Annotated in this window: 12 protein-coding genes; 7 read left to right on the top strand and 5 right to left on the bottom strand. The window is 47.4% G+C overall.

Annotated elements, in window-relative coordinates:
• The 6 genes from KAH81_06500 to KAH81_06475 all read left to right on the top strand — a co-directional run.
• Positions 1-465: hypothetical protein (locus KAH81_06500; protein MCK5833305.1), on the top strand; the 465-nt coding region annotated here is incomplete at its 5' end.
• Positions 466-835: 370 nt separating this feature from the next.
• The gene (locus KAH81_06495; GenBank protein MCK5833304.1) at positions 836-1,030 is read left to right on the top strand and encodes a hypothetical protein; all 195 of its coding nucleotides are present in this window, start codon (positions 836-838) and stop codon (positions 1,028-1,030) included.
• Position 1,031: 1 nt separating this feature from the next.
• Positions 1,032-1,229 carry a type II toxin-antitoxin system RelE/ParE family toxin gene (locus KAH81_06490; GenBank protein ID MCK5833303.1) on the top strand — a complete coding sequence of 66 codons (198 nt, stop codon included), beginning with the start codon at positions 1,032-1,034 and terminating at the stop codon, positions 1,227-1,229.
• A 35-nt stretch (positions 1,230-1,264) separates the two neighbouring features.
• The gene (locus KAH81_06485; protein MCK5833302.1) at positions 1,265-7,948 is read left to right on the top strand and encodes a hypothetical protein; all 6,684 of its coding nucleotides are present in this window, start codon (positions 1,265-1,267) and stop codon (positions 7,946-7,948) included.
• An 8-nt stretch (positions 7,949-7,956) separates the two neighbouring features.
• Positions 7,957-8,688, top strand: a complete 732-nt coding sequence (locus KAH81_06480; GenBank protein MCK5833301.1) for a T9SS type A sorting domain-containing protein — start codon at positions 7,957-7,959, stop codon at positions 8,686-8,688.
• A gap of 59 nt (positions 8,689-8,747) precedes the next feature.
• A complete protein-coding gene (locus tag KAH81_06475) occupies positions 8,748-10,358 on the top strand; it encodes a T9SS type A sorting domain-containing protein (GenBank protein MCK5833300.1) in 1,611 nt (536 codons plus the stop codon).
• Between the two features lie 261 nt (positions 10,359-10,619).
• Here KAH81_06475 and KAH81_06470 read toward each other — a convergent pair whose 3' ends face one another.
• The 5 genes from KAH81_06470 to KAH81_06450 form a co-directional block, all read right to left on the bottom strand.
• On the bottom strand, positions 10,620-11,483 hold the full coding sequence (locus tag KAH81_06470; protein MCK5833299.1) for a mechanosensitive ion channel family protein: 864 nt from the start codon (positions 11,481-11,483) through the stop codon (positions 10,620-10,622).
• Between the two features lie 27 nt (positions 11,484-11,510).
• Positions 11,511-11,753 (bottom strand): hypothetical protein, encoded by a 243-nt coding sequence (locus KAH81_06465; GenBank protein MCK5833298.1) that lies wholly within the window; start codon positions 11,751-11,753, stop codon positions 11,511-11,513.
• Positions 11,754-11,899: 146 nt separating this feature from the next.
• Positions 11,900-12,889 (bottom strand): SUMF1/EgtB/PvdO family nonheme iron enzyme, encoded by a 990-nt coding sequence (locus KAH81_06460; GenBank protein MCK5833297.1) that lies wholly within the window; start codon positions 12,887-12,889, stop codon positions 11,900-11,902.
• A gap of 155 nt (positions 12,890-13,044) precedes the next feature.
• On the bottom strand, positions 13,045-14,019 hold the full coding sequence (locus tag KAH81_06455) for a flippase-like domain-containing protein (protein ID MCK5833296.1): 975 nt from the start codon (positions 14,017-14,019) through the stop codon (positions 13,045-13,047).
• Between the two features lie 15 nt (positions 14,020-14,034).
• Positions 14,035-14,235 (bottom strand): hypothetical protein, encoded by a 201-nt coding sequence (locus KAH81_06450; GenBank protein MCK5833295.1) that lies wholly within the window; start codon positions 14,233-14,235, stop codon positions 14,035-14,037.
• A gap of 536 nt (positions 14,236-14,771) precedes the next feature.
• Between KAH81_06450 and KAH81_06445 the strand changes: the two genes are divergently transcribed.
• The coding region (locus KAH81_06445) for a fibronectin type III domain-containing protein (GenBank protein MCK5833294.1) at positions 14,772-17,006 on the top strand (2,235 nt) is incomplete at its 3' end.

Below are 17,006 nucleotides of genomic sequence, written 5' to 3'. Positions count from 1 at the left end.
GATCCGGATCCTATGGGAAAAAATTTCTTTATCGATATCCACGCATTAGACGAAAATATTTTCTGGGCGGTAGGAATGGCTTCCCTCGCTTTCGTTACTACCGACGGTGGCGCGAGTTGGCTTGCCAGACCCACAACCTTGGGAATGAACCATAATAACGGTATTTGCGCGGTCAATGAAACGGATGTTTGGATAGCCGCCGACTATAATAATATACTATTTTCCGATGATCAGGGCGCAAATTGGGAGAATCAGGTTATACCCGAAGATTCGACGGCGGGAGGCGGTTATTGTATGGGTATTACCACTCTGGACGGGAATATAGCGTGGATAGTGAACGCGGATTATACCGGCGGAACGGCATTCCACACTATCGACGGTGGCGCGACATGGGTATTACAGGCTCTTCCTGCGGACGGCGATGTCCAACTGAGAAGAATCTCCTTCGTCGACGATTTGAGATAAGGACGACGGTTTTCCGTAGGGGAGGGTTTTACGCCCTCCCGTAACGATGGCGCAGGATAAAACGAACGGGACGGCGCAAGACCGTCCCCTACGATTGGAAAACGATGATTGCGTGGCAGGGGAGGGCTCCCGTGAATCGGGCGACCACAAGGGTTGCCCCCACTAACATATTGAAAGGAAAAAAATGGGAAAATCGAGAGATGCAAAAAAGGACACGAAAAAGAAGCCGGCAAAAACCCTGAAGGAAAAGAGAAAAGAAAAGCGGGAGAAGAAGAACGCGTAAATTGTCGGGGCGGGCAATTCCGCGATGACAGGGAATACGAATTGAAAAACGGTCGCCACGCGGCGACAGGCAAAAAAGAGATTTAATATGACCCGAGTAGCTGAATTATCGGTCGAAGAACTTAAATCGCTTATCCACGAGAGTGTCGAGGAAAGCATCGGTGAGTTTTTCGAGGATATCATGGCTCTCGGAAGCTCGGATTATCTGAAATCGATAATCGAAGCCAGAGAGGATTACAAAAAGGGACGCACGAAATCCTTCGAGGAAGTATTCGGTGTATAAGATCGTTTTTACAAGGAGAGCGCTATCGGATTTAGAAAGGCTCGATAGCGAAATTAAGAAACGTATCGCCATAAAACTAAGTCGCAAGGAATTGGGATCATACAGATTTAGGATCGGCGATTACAGGGTAATATTCGACACGGACAGCGATACAATTGTTGTTTTGAGACTCGGACATAGGCGTGAAATATATAGATGACAGGGTTTTTTAAAGAGACAAAATGGAGACATAAAATGAGAAAACGCAATGTTATATTAGCAGTCGTGATGCTCGCGGCGCTTTGCGGCGGAACGTTCGCGCAATTCGCCGAACCGATGCCCTTTTTCGGCGAAAAGGTGCGCAATATGCCCCTCCAAATATCGGATAAAATCGACGCATCGAGCGCGATGTCTTTCGACGAGGTGCTTTCAGGCGCGGGCGATATTTATGTCCTCTATGCGCTTTGGTCGCCGGATCGCGGAAAGCTGCTCGACAGCAAGATAATTCCGGTGCTCGATAGTGGCGATGGATTATCGCTTCTAGGAGATGTCCAAATTACATATTCATCGAACGCGCCGGTCGAGCGATGGACCGGTTTCCCCGAATATGGAATCGAGGAAATCGAACCTGTATCCCGCCGAGCTGTCATAGGCGGCGATTTTTCCACCGGTTTCAAAACTATCGGCGCGGCACCGAATATCAATCTCCGCCTCGAAGACGGCGACATCGCTTCGCTCAACCTTGTCTATATCGAGGGAACCGAAGTGAGATTGGTCGAGCACATGAATATCGTCCTCAATCAGGTTTTCGACGCGGAAACATACTCCCTCGAAACCGGCGAATTGGCCGACAACTGGTATCGCCCGGATTTTAGCACTCTCGTATTAACGAGCCATTTCGATATATCGGCGGACGGAGAACTTATTCTCTCTAAAAAACCCGCTATATGGGGTCGTTCGACCGAGGGCTTGTATATCTCCACACCGGATTCGATGGAATCCGTCAGGCGATGGGTAGCATACAGTCGCAACGAGCGATTCTCGTTAGCATGCGAGGAGATGTTCCTCGACGACAATTCGTGGAACGTTGTAATATATTCATCTCCTTCAAATGCAAAAAGCGCGAGTCTCGACAATATCGGCGGCGTCGATTTCGATGTGGATAAGACCGTCTGGTTTGGCGAGGCGCTCTTCGGTGGCGGCACACCGATTTCATCCGATAACGGCTATACATATAAGATCGAGACGAATAGCGGTCCTGCCGACCTCGGATGTATCAATTTCCCGAGATCGAAGCTGAGAGCTTTTACGTCGAACCGAAGGATCGGTTTCGAGGCGAAAGCGATACTCGGCCTCGATCCGAACTCCGACGACAGCGACGGCGACGGAATATCGGATTACCTCGAACTTCTCATGTTCTCCGACCCGAACGATCCATCGACGGAGGACAAAGACGGCTTTAACGATTACGAGCTTTATTTCGAGATGGGCATGTATCCGCCGATGAGTCGGCGCGAGTTGCCGGAGGAACTTCGCTCTCCGCCGCCGATGCAACGTTCGTGGGATTCAGGGCCATCCTCGCCGATATGGCCGATGGTTCGAAAGCGCGGTGCACCTATCGAATTTAAATATCATAACCTCATGTCCCAAAACAGGCTTACCGAGGCGGTCGAGTTGCAGAGATCGTTCGAAAATATGTATCTATTCAACACTTACGGCGAGCGAGCGTTGGTCGATTTCCATCGCGCAAATGTTCGTTTCAGGTTCACAGAGGATTGGGACACGCTGCTTTACGGCACTCTCGACAGTGACCACGACGGCATCCCCGACGGCCTCGAGCAGTCGGGAAGGCTATTCGGCGGCGAGAATTACCCCAATTACGGCATCCATTATTGGGAAGAGGACATGCGTCTCCGGATGGCGTTCATCCTCGGCACGGAGATCGACGGCCTCGATATCCGCAGTTTCATTAACGACACGCTCTGGGACGATTACGGCATAGTCTTCATAAGCACGGAATACCAATACGACACATTCATGCATATCGACGGTTTCGATACGGACAAAGACGGCCTGGACGACTATTTTGAATACCTCTGGTGCAGTTGCCCGTTGTTGAAACATTCCGATCCGACATCCGGCGCGCTGAACGACCACGAGATGGTATATCAACAATTCATACCGCCGAGACTGGACTGGGTCGCATCATTTCAGGATTGGGATGGGGATTCGATTCCCAACGGTGCGGAGATATACTGTATGGCGGAGCTGGACATCGGGCCTTTCGATCCCTATTGCGCAAGCTCCGACTGGGATCAGTATTCCGACCGGACCGAGTGGATGGCGTGGTGGTGTAAATCCGGCGAGTATCCATATCCGCTGGACGACCCGCTGCCCTACGTTGTCCGCAATGGCCCGCACCCGCTTATCCCGGCTTTTCCCGTATTGCATATGACCCATAATCGAGACCAATTGCTATTACCGTTTTCGGACAAGATCAACTCCTCGCGTGCGGTAGGCGGAGAAAGCGAAATCGGTGCCGAATTCACTGCGGAAGTCTATGAGGAAACCAGTTTCGGCTCCTACGTTTTTCACGAAGGAGGAGAAGCGGGAACCAAGTTTGAGCAAAAAGCGTCCGCAAGCTGGAAGGTTACAACCGGATGGGAGATGGCTACCGAGGAGGAGTTCGACTATGGCGAGACGATTCTGTATAGCTATTTTACACTGAAGAATTACGGAACCGAGCCTTTCGACTACGATGTGGAATCTTCCACTCCGTATTGCTATCTGTATCTCGATCTATTCTGGCCCGGCAACAACTCGCTGAAATTCGTCGAGAATGACTATGTTGTCGGTATCGATAACCTCGTGCCATGGCTATTTATGGAAGGCGATACCGGCGCAGGTTCGGGCCTACCGGATAAATTCGAGTATATCACGGATAACAGGTTTGCGGATTGGATAGGTTTATCGATAGAAAGCTCGACCGATACGATACCGGATATCGATAACTTCAGGGGGATGTTCACCGGATATTCTATTGCCGCTATTGGAGGAGGTGTGGCTCTTGTCGCCAGTATGTTATGGGTTCCCATAGGTTTCATCGCCATATACGGATTGAATATAGCCGAGACCATTGCCGGCCTGAGTCTGCAACAGCAATGGTATAGACACGATATTTATCGGAGATTTATCGACGATTTCGCGGATGAGAAAAAGGTAACGTGGAGAATTGAAAGGCGGCCTACTTATAATATCGGCGATTTAGGTATCTTCTCTTGCGACAACCCGTGCGATTGGACATCCATCGAAGCAGCTCATAGAAGTTATGTTTCTGTTCTGTGCGCCTATCCGGGCGAAACCGATCTGGTAAATTGTGTTAAGGAATCGCCGATAAAGTCGCTATCGGGGAGTGATACGACATATTATACCCTCAAAGAATTCATCGTGAGATATTCCGGCGGCAGCGGCCCGCCGAAGATCGAGCCGTTCTGGTGGGATACGATAGGAGCACTGCATGACAATCTAATGGATACGCTTCTGCGCGTTGGCTGTATGCCCAATGTTGGATACAATGACACTTTTGCAGCTCCGGGTTGCGATTCACTGACGTCCTACGGCCACTGGTTGTTGATGTCCAGTATCGATACGATAGCCGACCCTTCGAGAAAGGCCGACCTGCCGTATATACTGTCCGACGGACATAGGCAGAGGTTCTTGGGTGGTAGCACTGTGCTCAAGAAGGGTGATATCTTCGTTCTTCATTATCTCATGGACTCGGATTCCGACACGCTCGAGGATAATATGGAACTCGTTTTCGGGACGAATCCTTACAATCCCGATTCGGATTTCGACGGCCTCTATGACGGTATGGAGCTAAAATTGGGTCTCGACCCGCTAAATCCCAATTCGGATAATTCCCCATTCGAGGCTCTCGACGGCGACGAGATGAATTATTTCATGAATACCGATACGACACGCTTGCCGGTCGAGACTTTCGCCGGAGACACTATCGATACGACGCGAACGGACTGGGATGTTTATCTTAATCACAGCCCGAGAACCGACGACGACGGGAGTTATAACTTCGTGCCGTGGCCGGTTGTTTCCGGTGTTTATAGCTCGAAAGACGACGATAAATATATGGATGCCAATGTCAACGGTCTCGCCGACTGGGTCGAACATTATTTCCGCGATCCTAATGAATATTGGAACGGTAGATTCACAATAACGTGGGACGGAGCGGAAACGAGAACGAATCCGTTCGGATACAATGACAATGTTAAAGAGGCGAGTGAGGCGGTGCGCGATTCGACCTTCGATCATCTGTGCGACACCACGACCCTGGCCGACGGCAACCGGGTTTTAGAATTCATTTGCGACGACTTGACCGGCGAAGGCGCGGGCATGTGGGACAACAGCTACATTTATTTCAAGCTGTTTAATTGCAATATCGAGGTTAATAAATACCTCGAATTATCTTACGATCTATGGCCGCGAACCGCCAACGGCAAACATATCTGCGTGGACCTTATATTCACCAACGAAACCCGCTCGATGGCGGACTCGAATTTCGTCGACGTAGACAGCATACGCATGCATCCATCGACCCGGCCGTCAGACATTTCCACGGACGGATTTACAAGGACCACCGCCTCGCTCGCGCCGTTCGATGGCAAGACCATAACAGGTATCCTCGTCGGCTATGAGGACGCCCCGAACGACGAGCACGGTCAAGTTCACGCCTATATCGACAACCTGAGCATTCGCAACAAGAATATTGTTTTCACCTTCGAACCGGAAAGCGAACCTGAAGAGGGATTCAATCGAAACGTATTGTTGGGCGACTCCCCGGGTTTCTTCGCGTGGAACAATGCTCCCGGCACACCGCTTTGTTCACTGGCTATGTTATCTTCGGAAGATCCACACGACACGACCGATATTCCGATAGACACGATGCTTTATGGCCCAAGGGGATTGGTTTATGAAGTAAATGGATATTTCGATCCTCTTCATATGCAAATGGATGAGGTTAGCAATCCCGGATTTGTTTTTTCGCTCTTACCGGAGGACCTCGAATACCACATCGAGGACTGCACGAACTTGGGCTACTATATTTGGCACGAACATTCTCCTCTTCTATATTATGAAAGGCAGGATTTAACTGATCTTGTTCCACCAAAAGTTGTTATCGATTTCAAGATATACAATCCTAATTCAGGTGAAACGAAATATATGCTCGATTTCCTCGCCGAGGAGGGCGAAGAGATTCATGACCAGTGGAGCAATTCTTACTATCCGTGGGATCGCAACGAAATAGATTCTGAAGGTGATCTGACATATCGACCGGTTTCGGGGGATTTTTGGCGATATATCGATGTCGAGCTTCCGGATATTCTTACCGGATGGCTTATACAAGATATTCTGATACGCTACGAAAGCGATCTTCCGTGTATGGGCAACCTTCGATCATATATCGACAATGTTTCCATTTTCCAGAGAAAAAAAGAAGTGTATGTCGATACTTTCGGTGTTTACACTCATTTTGGAGATAATTTAACTGACGATGCTGATAATAACGTCGATACTCTCGTCGATTGGGAGGAAATTAATATTCATAAAATCTCCGAATCGCATATCAACGACGATTATGTTAAAATGACATATGCTTCGCTGCTTCTGAGCAACGATATCGGGCCGTGGAGCTTCGATGTCGATACAATAACAGGAGACACGACCTGGCATTGGTTCGAAACCGACGCGGCTACCGGAGAAACTCTGTGGAGTTGGTTTACCGAGTTCGCTCAGGACAGCATCGATTCGACTTTTAAGTTAGCGAAAGAATACCTCGCCTTCGATGATAGCATTTTCACATTCATCGATGTGGATAGCTTCCCAACCACAGATTTCAACGACGACGATTCTCTCCGGAATTTTGGATACATGAGCAATGTCCCCGGTGATTCAATGGATATTTACAATCCATCGATCTTATGCCAGCGAGTCCTCGATGGAGATGAGGGCTGGCTTCGAATTGAAACACCGAGCTTTGAGTTTATGTTTTCGCCGGAGGATAGCACGCTTCTCTTCGATGTTCGCCAGGTGAATCCTTGTTCGCTTTGCACGAAGCGCTGTCTTTTCATGGTTTACGAAGCGAAGGTATTATCGGGGAGTTTGTTCCTTGGTTATAAGCTTCGGGATGTTGATGGTATTGTGTGGTTCGATTCTATTACATCCCCGACACCTCACGAATATCGCGATGCGGTTCCAGACAGTTTCGATATAGCAGATTCTTCTAGAATTGTGGAATCCGTATGGATTAAGGCGACCACTGGCACCGAGGCATGTATCGATAACTTTATGTTGAGAAGGGCGTTTTTCGCTTCATTTGAACCTAACGATCCGCCAACCTACACACCGGATAGATTAAAACTTACGGAGAACACTACTCCCGACACCTGCGATATACACGCCCCAGATGACTCTTGGCCGACACCTACCGACGGCGACTATTATCTGATGGCACATGGAGATATGAATGGATTCAGCCCGTCTCGATTTAAATACGATTTATGGGAATTGCCGCCATTCGAGGAGCTCGAGCTTACTCAAGCAAGCAAGCTTAGTTTCGAGATTTATTATCATTTCGATTTTCCGATGGATTACGGCACCGCCATTTTGGATCTTCGACTGGTTAGTTTCGATGACGTGGACACAACATGGCTTTCGGACTACTTCCTTCCCGATAAAAACGGGCAAATATATTTTCCACAACTTAGAACCGATCCTCTGGATAGATGGGTGAGCGTTGAGGTGCCGTTAGATATTTTACCGGATATGCAGAAAGTGGATCGAATTGTTTTATACTATGATTGTCCATCGGTTCTCCGTTCAGGACAATACTGGATATTTGTAGATAAAATATTGATTACTCTTTAGGAGAGATCATGAAGATTGATTTAAGAAAATCTGTTTTAGTATTAGTGTTTGTGGGCGTTCTTCTCGCTGGTGGATCTAATCTCCCATTTGTAGTTTCGGCGGAGATATTTAATGATGATTCTCAGATTGCTGCTACTGTATCAGTATCGATATCTGATAAAAGCGCGGAACCGAGGACGATTTTATTCGAATGGGATGCACAAGATTTCTCTTTCGTGAGCCTTATGGATAATTCACTAGAACATTATTGCTCTGAGGGAAGGCTTGCTGTGTATCTTCAAGGGAACGCAGGTGAACAGATATCCGTTTTCCTAAAACCTTCATCTGGCGCATTAAATGGGGGAGAGGTCACTGTGACTTCACTCAGCTCTTTGGAAAAGGAGAAATCCAAATTGCCGGATATTTCGATTTTAAGCAAGACAATCGAGTTTACTCGAGTATCGAATTCCGGTGCAGATTTACCTGAGGAACTGGCTATATTATGCAATCCAAATCCCTTCAATTCAGCTGTGAGGATTGATTGGGAACTTCCTCTTTCGGATAATACTGAAATTGAAGTTTTCGATATTTTAGGGAAGTCTGTGAATAAGATTTTTAGTGGAGAGAAAGAAGCGGGGAGGTTCACGGTGGTTTGGAATGGTTCCTACACGAGTGGAAACAAAGCTCCTTCTGGAATATATTTCGTGAGATTGCGATCGGGCCTTAAATTCTGTATCCATAAAATTCAACTTCTTCGATAACCAATTCTGCAGCTCAAGGAAAACTGCGAAAAATTTCCGAGGAGTAATATTTTTATTCGATGCGAATCACTAATTTAAAATTCCTTTTTCTTACGCTTTTTATTTATGTTTCTCCTGCTTTTTCAAATATCACCGGGATTTCTGCGGGGAATAATCACACATTAATGCTTATTGATGATGGCTCTGTTTATTCATGGGGAAGTAATGAATACGGCCAACTCGGTGATAGTTTGATTTCAGAAAGGCATAGCCCAAATCGTGTAAGAAACATCACCGATACTGGATATCTTATGGATATTATTGATGTATCGGCAGGCGTAAACTATTCACTTGCGCTTATGTCCGATGGTCATGTGCTTGCTTTTGGTAAAAATGATAAAGGCCAACTCGGAAACGGAACATCTTCCGATGCCCGTTTCCCTTGCTATGTTCTCGATTCCACGGGTTATCCAATCGAAGATATAGAGAAGATATCCGCTGGGTCTTCTCATTCGCTTGCACTCGATAGTTGGGGCATTCTATGGGCCTGGGGCACGAACAACGAGGGCCAACTTGGAAGGGGTTTAGCGGATAGTGATGCACATACCCTTGCTTATCCAGTGCTAATCTCATCTTCTGTAATTTTCAACGGTGTTGACGAGATGGTTGCCGGTGCTTCATTTAATTTAGCAATGAGATTTGACGAAATGCTATGGTCGTGGGGGTCTGGTGTAGATGGTCAGCTTGGGAATGACACAACTTTAAGCCGCTACTTTCCGCTTCCGGTATTTGATTCAACTGGGACAGATACTTTAAAGAATATTTCTGCTTTTTCGGCTACACAGCATGGAATATTCGGGATAACCGGTCATAGCCTTGCTCTAGATAGCTATGGTAAATTATGGGGTTGGGGGAGGAATTTCAATGGACAACTTGCGGATGCTTCGATTATTTCTAAAAGACTGCCAACGAGAGTCCTCAATGGTTCTGGTTTCGGTTTTTTACTTGGAGTAACTGCTTTTGAAAGCGGTTTAGAACATTCCATAGCGCTTTTAGATGATGGTTCGGTATGGGCATGGGGGAATAATTTCTACGGTTCGATAGGCAATAATAGCACTTGTGATGAACATTTGCCTGTGCGTGTTCACGGCAAGGATAACATAGGCTATTTATTTGATGCAGTAAAAATCGAAACCGGTTCTGGGCACAATTTCGTAGTTTTAAGCGATAGCCGGCTTTTGGCATGGGGGCGTAATGGGTATGGCCAATTGGGCGATGGGACCACTATACAACACAATTTTCCGGTTGAGATAATATCGATTCCTGTAACCGTGAACGAAAAATCTTACAGACCTGCCCAAATTTCGGTTTGTGCTTATCCCAATCCTTTTAATTCATCGCTGCGGGTTTCCATTGAAGCACCCATTAGGGCAATTCGTGAATTGCCCTTTAATATCGAGGTTTTCGACATCTCGGGACGGTCGGTAGTGGATTTAACTAAAAATGAAACTGCACCGTCGAAGCTTGCTTCAACCTCGAATACTAAAAGAACAGGTGACGCAGAGGCCGCCTACATAATATGCAAATTCACATGGACACCGAATGCTTCCATATCTTCGGGTGTTTATTTGATACGAGCAAAAATGGGATTCAATACCTCGATTACTAAGCGTGTGATTTTTATAAAGTAATTCCTACATCTGATAACTGGGGTTTTAAACAGGCCCAATTAAACTCATAATAGCGTTTATGTTGGATATTCTTAGGTTCGTTGAAAGGAAATCGAATTACTATACCCCCATGTTCCATATGAGGTTACGAGATAGAGAAGAAAATAACTATTGAGTAATAAAATTCCTTCATCTTTTTTTGTGCATAGTATTTATTTTAAGAGAAAAATCCCCTAGATTTTGGATGTATGCTACTAATTCATAGAGTTATAAGTTTATCTCTCAATCCTGATTTTGCACCAATCTGTATGTTGGGTATGCAAGATTGACATCCTGCTCTTTGGCGAAATCCTCGAGGATCGCGTTGTAAAGATCGTGTTCGGACTGCCGCCTCGCGCGCACGCGCGTGAGAAACCGCGCAGAGAGTTTGACTCCACTGTCGATAACTTTGGTATATACAATCGGTGTAAGTTTGCCTATTCTAATAAGATACTTGTTCGATGTGTCTTTCAGGGCTTTCTCCGCAAGCTCGGGGATGTTCCCGCAAATCTCCTGCGCGCGTTTGAGGATTATATCTGAGGCGAGCTTGAGATTGCTCTCGAATGTTATCACCAGTGAAACCTCGGTCCAAATGAAGCGGAAGCCCTTCGAGTAGTTATATACTCTTTTCGTAAATAACCAATTATGGGGGAACGTGACAAGCCTCCCTGTAGATTGTTCGCTATCGACCCAACCATCGACCTCGAGCATGGTTGTGTGGAAGATGCTCACATCGACAACATCGCCTTTGAGATTATCTATTTCTACTCTATCGCCGAGGCTATATGTGCGTGAAATTGTTAAATAGAACCATCCGGCGATTGAGGTCAATGGGTCTTTCAGGGCAAGAGCCACGCCCGCGCCGATTATCCCAAGAAATGTTGTAAAGCTTGAGATAACCTCGATCCATATAGTCGCGACGAGTATCAAACTGAAAACTGTGGATCCGTAAATAGCGCTTTTACGGATAGCATATTTGGATTCGGGACTCTTGACTACTTTTTTTATGAGGCGGAAAGATACGCGAATCAGAAGATAGACTATCGCGATTACCAGCACCGAAGCGATGGCTTTTTCGAGTGCTCCTATGAATTTAAAGTCCCACATCGTTTTATAATATAGGCAATTACCTCATCATTTCAAACAAAAAGTCGGCATGGCCGACAACAATGGTCTTCTGCCATAAATCTCCAGACCCTCATCAACATTCCCACGGCTCAGCCGAGGGGCTGCTATTGGTGGCTGAGCGGAGTCGAAGCTCGCTTGGACGAGGTAAAATACCGGAAGTGATGGAGATTCAAGGTTGCCATATAAATTTGCTTCTAGTGTCATTGCGAGTCCAAAGGGCGCGGCAATATACCTCAACCTTGCTGTCATTTCGACCCGAAGGGGAGAAATCTCCTTCTATTCGCGCTGAGAACGCTTCGTTGTTTGCGCTTCTTGAAATGACATAAGGACTCGAGTTGAAATGATGTTGATGCGCCGACTATTAATAGGAATATTCAAAGTAGGGTTTGTATCTATTATTCTCCGTAAGGGATTGTTTTCACAGCTGTGCGTAAACCGATATCCGGGTCGCGAAGTAAGGGGCAATGGGAACGACGATGGTCCGGGAATAAATTTGCCGAGGAACGCCAGCTTCCGCCCGCGAGGGCTCTCGCTGCGCAGGTAAATTCGGCATAATCGATAACGTCACGGACAATAACAAGCCATTCCCAGACATTGCCAGCTAAATCTGCAAAATCAAGAGAGGGATAGCTGCCAGTTGGGGCAAGAGCGGCGAAGCCATCTCGATTGCCATCGAAATTGCCCCTAACGACCAGGATTCCCGAGCCTGTGGTGGCTTTGTTAGCCGCAGCGCGCCATTGTTCTTCGGTAGGAAGTTCGACGCCAGCCCACTTGCAGTATGCCCAGCATTCCCACCACGACACACCAACCACAGGATGAAATGGTCCGGATGAAACCGTGTCGCTTGCATAGGGTGGATCGGAGTGATTGTCCCATCCCGCAGGATGAAGCCAGCCGAATTTGCCCTGATAGCGCCAACCGAGTTTGGGCACGCTAATACTGCCATCATCGATTATCCAATATTGCTCGGTCTCGTAACCGCCGTTTTCTACAAAAGCCTCGAATTCGAGGTTTGTGATCTCGAAGCGGGAAAGAAATGCGCGCGCATTTTTCGCTGGAGCGACCTCGAGATATTCGCCGCCGTAGCCTGTGCCGTCATAGGCGAAAAGATGTGGCGGCAAATCGGTATCCGGCAACAGATCGAGTGGGATTTTTATGCTATCGTTCGAAATAGCTAACGCTTTTTGTGCAAGGTCGATTTCTTCATCTCCAAACGCAAGGCGATAGGTTAACGAATCATTGTCCGAGTCGAAGCTTGAAAAATGTATTATTGCTGTGGAATCAGTTCGAGCTATTCGAACATCAGTGATTATTGGAACGGAATTTGGTAAAAGAATAATAGGAACTAAAAATAACCCTAATATTATGATTCTGCTATTTAACATAAGTTATCTTCCTTCGTGTTCCCGCAGTTGATTTCAATATAGACTAGGTAAATTTCCGGGTATTAAAAACCTCTACGCGTTGTTGCTATCTGATTTGGTAATCTTTAACAGTTTATATCATATAATTTTGCCAGCTCTATTGTTGTGTTATTCATTTATTTGCTTTTGTTTATCGGACCGTCTTGAATATCCTGAGATTTCGCCCTATTGCCGGACACAGCCCAGATTATACCTCCAATAATACCGCAGATTACGCTAGTCCCGAAGAAAAGCAGCGAAACAAGCAGTCCCTGAGCCTCCGAGGCTCCCCATAAACTGAAAAAATAGCTGAAACTCGCTTCCCTAACTCCAAGAGCATTGAGTGAAATAGGTATAAGAGCAATTATCCATATAAGCGGAACGAAAACATAATAAGCCGTGCATGGAATCTTTTCGACGCCAGCAATAATTGCGATAAGAAAGACGAAGGTTATAAGCGATCCTTGATATATGATGGAAAGCAGAAAACCTTGAATGAGTGCTTTAGTATCTTTACGGAAAAATCGCACCGCCTCGACAAAATCGCCGATTTTCGCACCTATGCCGAAAGGTAGCTTGTTTAAGACTTTACGCAGAAAATCCTCTAGATTAAGGAAAATGAAAACGATTGTGCCAACCCAAAAAAGAACATTGAGCCCCAGAACTAGAACCGGAAGTGGTGCCGGGGGACGGACTATAGGTAGGAATAACAGAGATATAGCGAGTGTCCCAAGAAGACCCGAAAGACGCTCCGCCGCTATCGAGGCATAAACAACAGGAATGCGTTTGCATTCCTTGCCAGCGCAATAACCACGAACAACATCGCCGCCAACTCCACTAGGAAGGAAATTGTTGAAAAAATAACCAATCATGTAAAGCTGGACGCCTTTCATGACCGATTGCCTTATTCCATGAGAGCCAAGAAATACTTTCCACCGCAAGCTTCCAATGAAAATGGTCGCGATGAACACCAGCGTGAGCGGAAGCATCGTCCAAAGAGGGAATTCCCTTCCAGCAGTAATAAATCCCTCCAAGTCGATGCGCGTGATTAAATAATACAGAAGAGCCGCGCTAACACCGACTTTCAAAGCAAGAATGATATGTTTCTTCAAGCTCGAACTCATATTTCAATAACTCGAATCGATAAGGTTGTCCGGTATTTTTGCCCAGTCGTGTTTCTGGCGGCCGATCTCCTTTAAAAAAGCGCGGAAGAGCACGCGGCTCTCAAACTCCGCTTCAGGAAAAACCTCTTGCGCAGCTTTCTCGAGGCTCGGTTGAATGTCTTCCCATAGGTATTCGAGTGTCTCTTCAAGTTTAATTCTTATCATAATAACCTCAATTCTTTTCAAAATCGCTATAATAAAACGATTTAAGCCAATTAAAGCAAGGAAAATTTTATCATGACAAGCTTGTCTGGATATTCATAGGAATACAAATAAAAAATCGCAAGCGCGCGAATGGGAGCAATCTTAATAGGTGAGGGCTGGCGCGAGGGGGATGGGTGACAGAGTCGTGGATGGGAAGAGCCGATGCGTCCGAAGGACGTAGCATCGGGCGTGACAGTCATTGCTTAAGGAAAATTAGCGATTTAACATCGTTCGCAAAAAAAACGAGTATAATAAATATTATATAAGTAAAGGCAGTTGTTGGGCAAGATGATCTAGGGATTAAATATGCAGACTTGATCATCCATATCGAATTTCACTGAAGGTGAACGCAAAATTATCGATCACACTCGATAGTGTCTGATCAAACCTAAACATCGTTCTCAAGGTTCAATATATTCCTTCAATTACCCTTTGACAAAGGCCTCCATCTGGTCGTATTATATTAATATTGATAATACACACAAGGAGTTAGTAATATGAGATCTATTGCCGTAATTTTGTTGTTGGCCGCCTTTGTTTGGGCTTCCACCGAAGCCGACCTTTCGGTGCTGTCACAGCACGAAAGAGAATTGGTGCTTTCCGTTTGGTCGGTTGTTTCGCCGGAGTTGGTTCCATCGGGCGAAGAGATTAACGTTGGAAGGTGCGCCACGCCAATATTCCTCGAAGTGCAACGCGAATGGGAATCCCTATCGCCAAAAGCGAGAGAGCTTCTTAGACCGGCACTGCTAAGGCCGAGTTTGCCACATTATATCGACTCCCCAACGGGACATTTCAGGGTGTATTATACAACGACCGGCACCGATGCCACTAATATTGCGACTGTGCAGCTTTATGCCGCTTATCTCGACAGCGCGTGGATAGAGCAGGTCACCATTATGGGTTTTGCACATCCCCCTTATGACGGCGGCACCGGTGGCGGGACAAACCTTTACGATGCATATATACAGTATTTTTCGAGCAGTACTTACGGATATTGCCAATCGGACGGCCAGGTTACTTCCACGCCTTGGGACGACAGGATGTCCTATGTCGTCCTCAAAAGCGATCTATCCGGCGAGTCGAACCCAACGGCATGCGCGGCGAATCTCACCGCCCATGAGTTCCATCACGCGATACAGTTTGGATACACGTTCAATTCGCTTACGTGGTGGATGGAGAATTGCGCGGTATGGGCGGAGCACGCTGTCTGGCCGGAATATCCCGGGCACGAGCTTCAACTCGAATGGTATCAGGACGCGCCGCATATATCCCAAACATACTACGATGGCAGCCACGAATATGGCGGTGGGATATGGGCGATATATCTGTGGGAGACCTATGGCACGCCGTTTTTCGCCGGGCCTTCCGGTTGTTGGGAAAACCACAAATATTCCACCGACGACATAGCTACACTGGACACGACATTGATCGGCTATGGATCGACATTCGATCTGGCCTATGCGCGATATAGCGGCTGGCGATATGTCACCGGTGCGCGCAGCGACGGCGCGCATTTTACCGAAGCGGCATTGTATCCAGATGTTGCTCTATCTGGCGATCACAATTCTTATCCCGCTCACGGCCCGGCTCTTGGAACCCGGCCATACCCGGTGGCGTGCAATGTAGTCCGTTTTCGGCAGAACGACGGCGGTTCCATTATGGATTTGAGTTTCGACGGCGATGACGCCGCACAATTCGATGTGAGAATTCTCAGGTCCGACGGGATCGGCTATGTGGAAGATATCGTTTCGCTCGGCGCGGGGAACACCGCCGCTTTGAACATCACCGATTGGGCCACCGTCTCGGACATGGCCATGATCGTGACGAACACAGCGCATAGCGGCGGCCAGGCGAATTTCACTTATAATGCCACAGTGAGTGGTTCTCCGATGTCGCCGCCGATGAACCTTAATGCTCAGAGTATGTTGTCCGGCCATGTTTCGTTAACATGGACACCTCCGGGCGCAGCAGTCACCGGATACACGGTGTATCGTGCGCAGATCGCTACCGGTCCGTATTCCACGATTGGAACTCCGGGGACGGCGTCATTCGACGATTTATCGGTTATCAACGGCCAGATATATTATTACCGTGTCCGCGCAAATTACTCATCGGGAAGCAGTCGCTACTCCGAGCGTGTCGCTGCGGCACCGAGCGGAAGCTGCACCGGAGGGATCGATACACTTTGGGCAACCGCGCCGGGTCCGTATTATGGAAGCTTCAGCGGTTACGACGGTTTTAAACTCCGCGCGGAGTTCACTCCAATTATCTCGCCCGGAAGGATAATCGCCGTGGAGATCAACCTCCAATCCTCCGGGTCGATGCAACCGACATACTTCGATCTGACATCGGCATCGTCGGACGATCCGTTGTGGATCGGGGACATATCCTATGTTTCGACCAATTGGAACACCTTTTACATTTCGGATACGTTGATCTTTTTCAGCGGTGATTTTGCTGCCGGTTGCGTTTTCCGCGACGGTTCCATCAGTATTTCGACAAGCGGTTCCGGCAGCGGAATGTCGTATTATTGGAGTGGTTCGTCCTGGGTTTCGAACCCGAGCAACTTCGCTATCCGCGCAATCGTGCAATATGCTATTCCGACATCGATTGCCGAGGTTGCGCCGCCGGTAAAGCCCTCCGCCTTCGAGATAACGGCCTACCCCAACCCCTTCAATTCCGCAGTGAAAATCGCCGTCGACGGCGTGCCCTCCCGCGTGGAGATATTCGAC

The organism is bacterium, from assembly GCA_023145965.1.
Taxonomy (GTDB): Bacteria; UBP14; UBA6098; order UBA6098; family UBA6098; genus UBA6098.
This window is presented reverse-complemented; position numbering and strand designations above follow the sequence as displayed.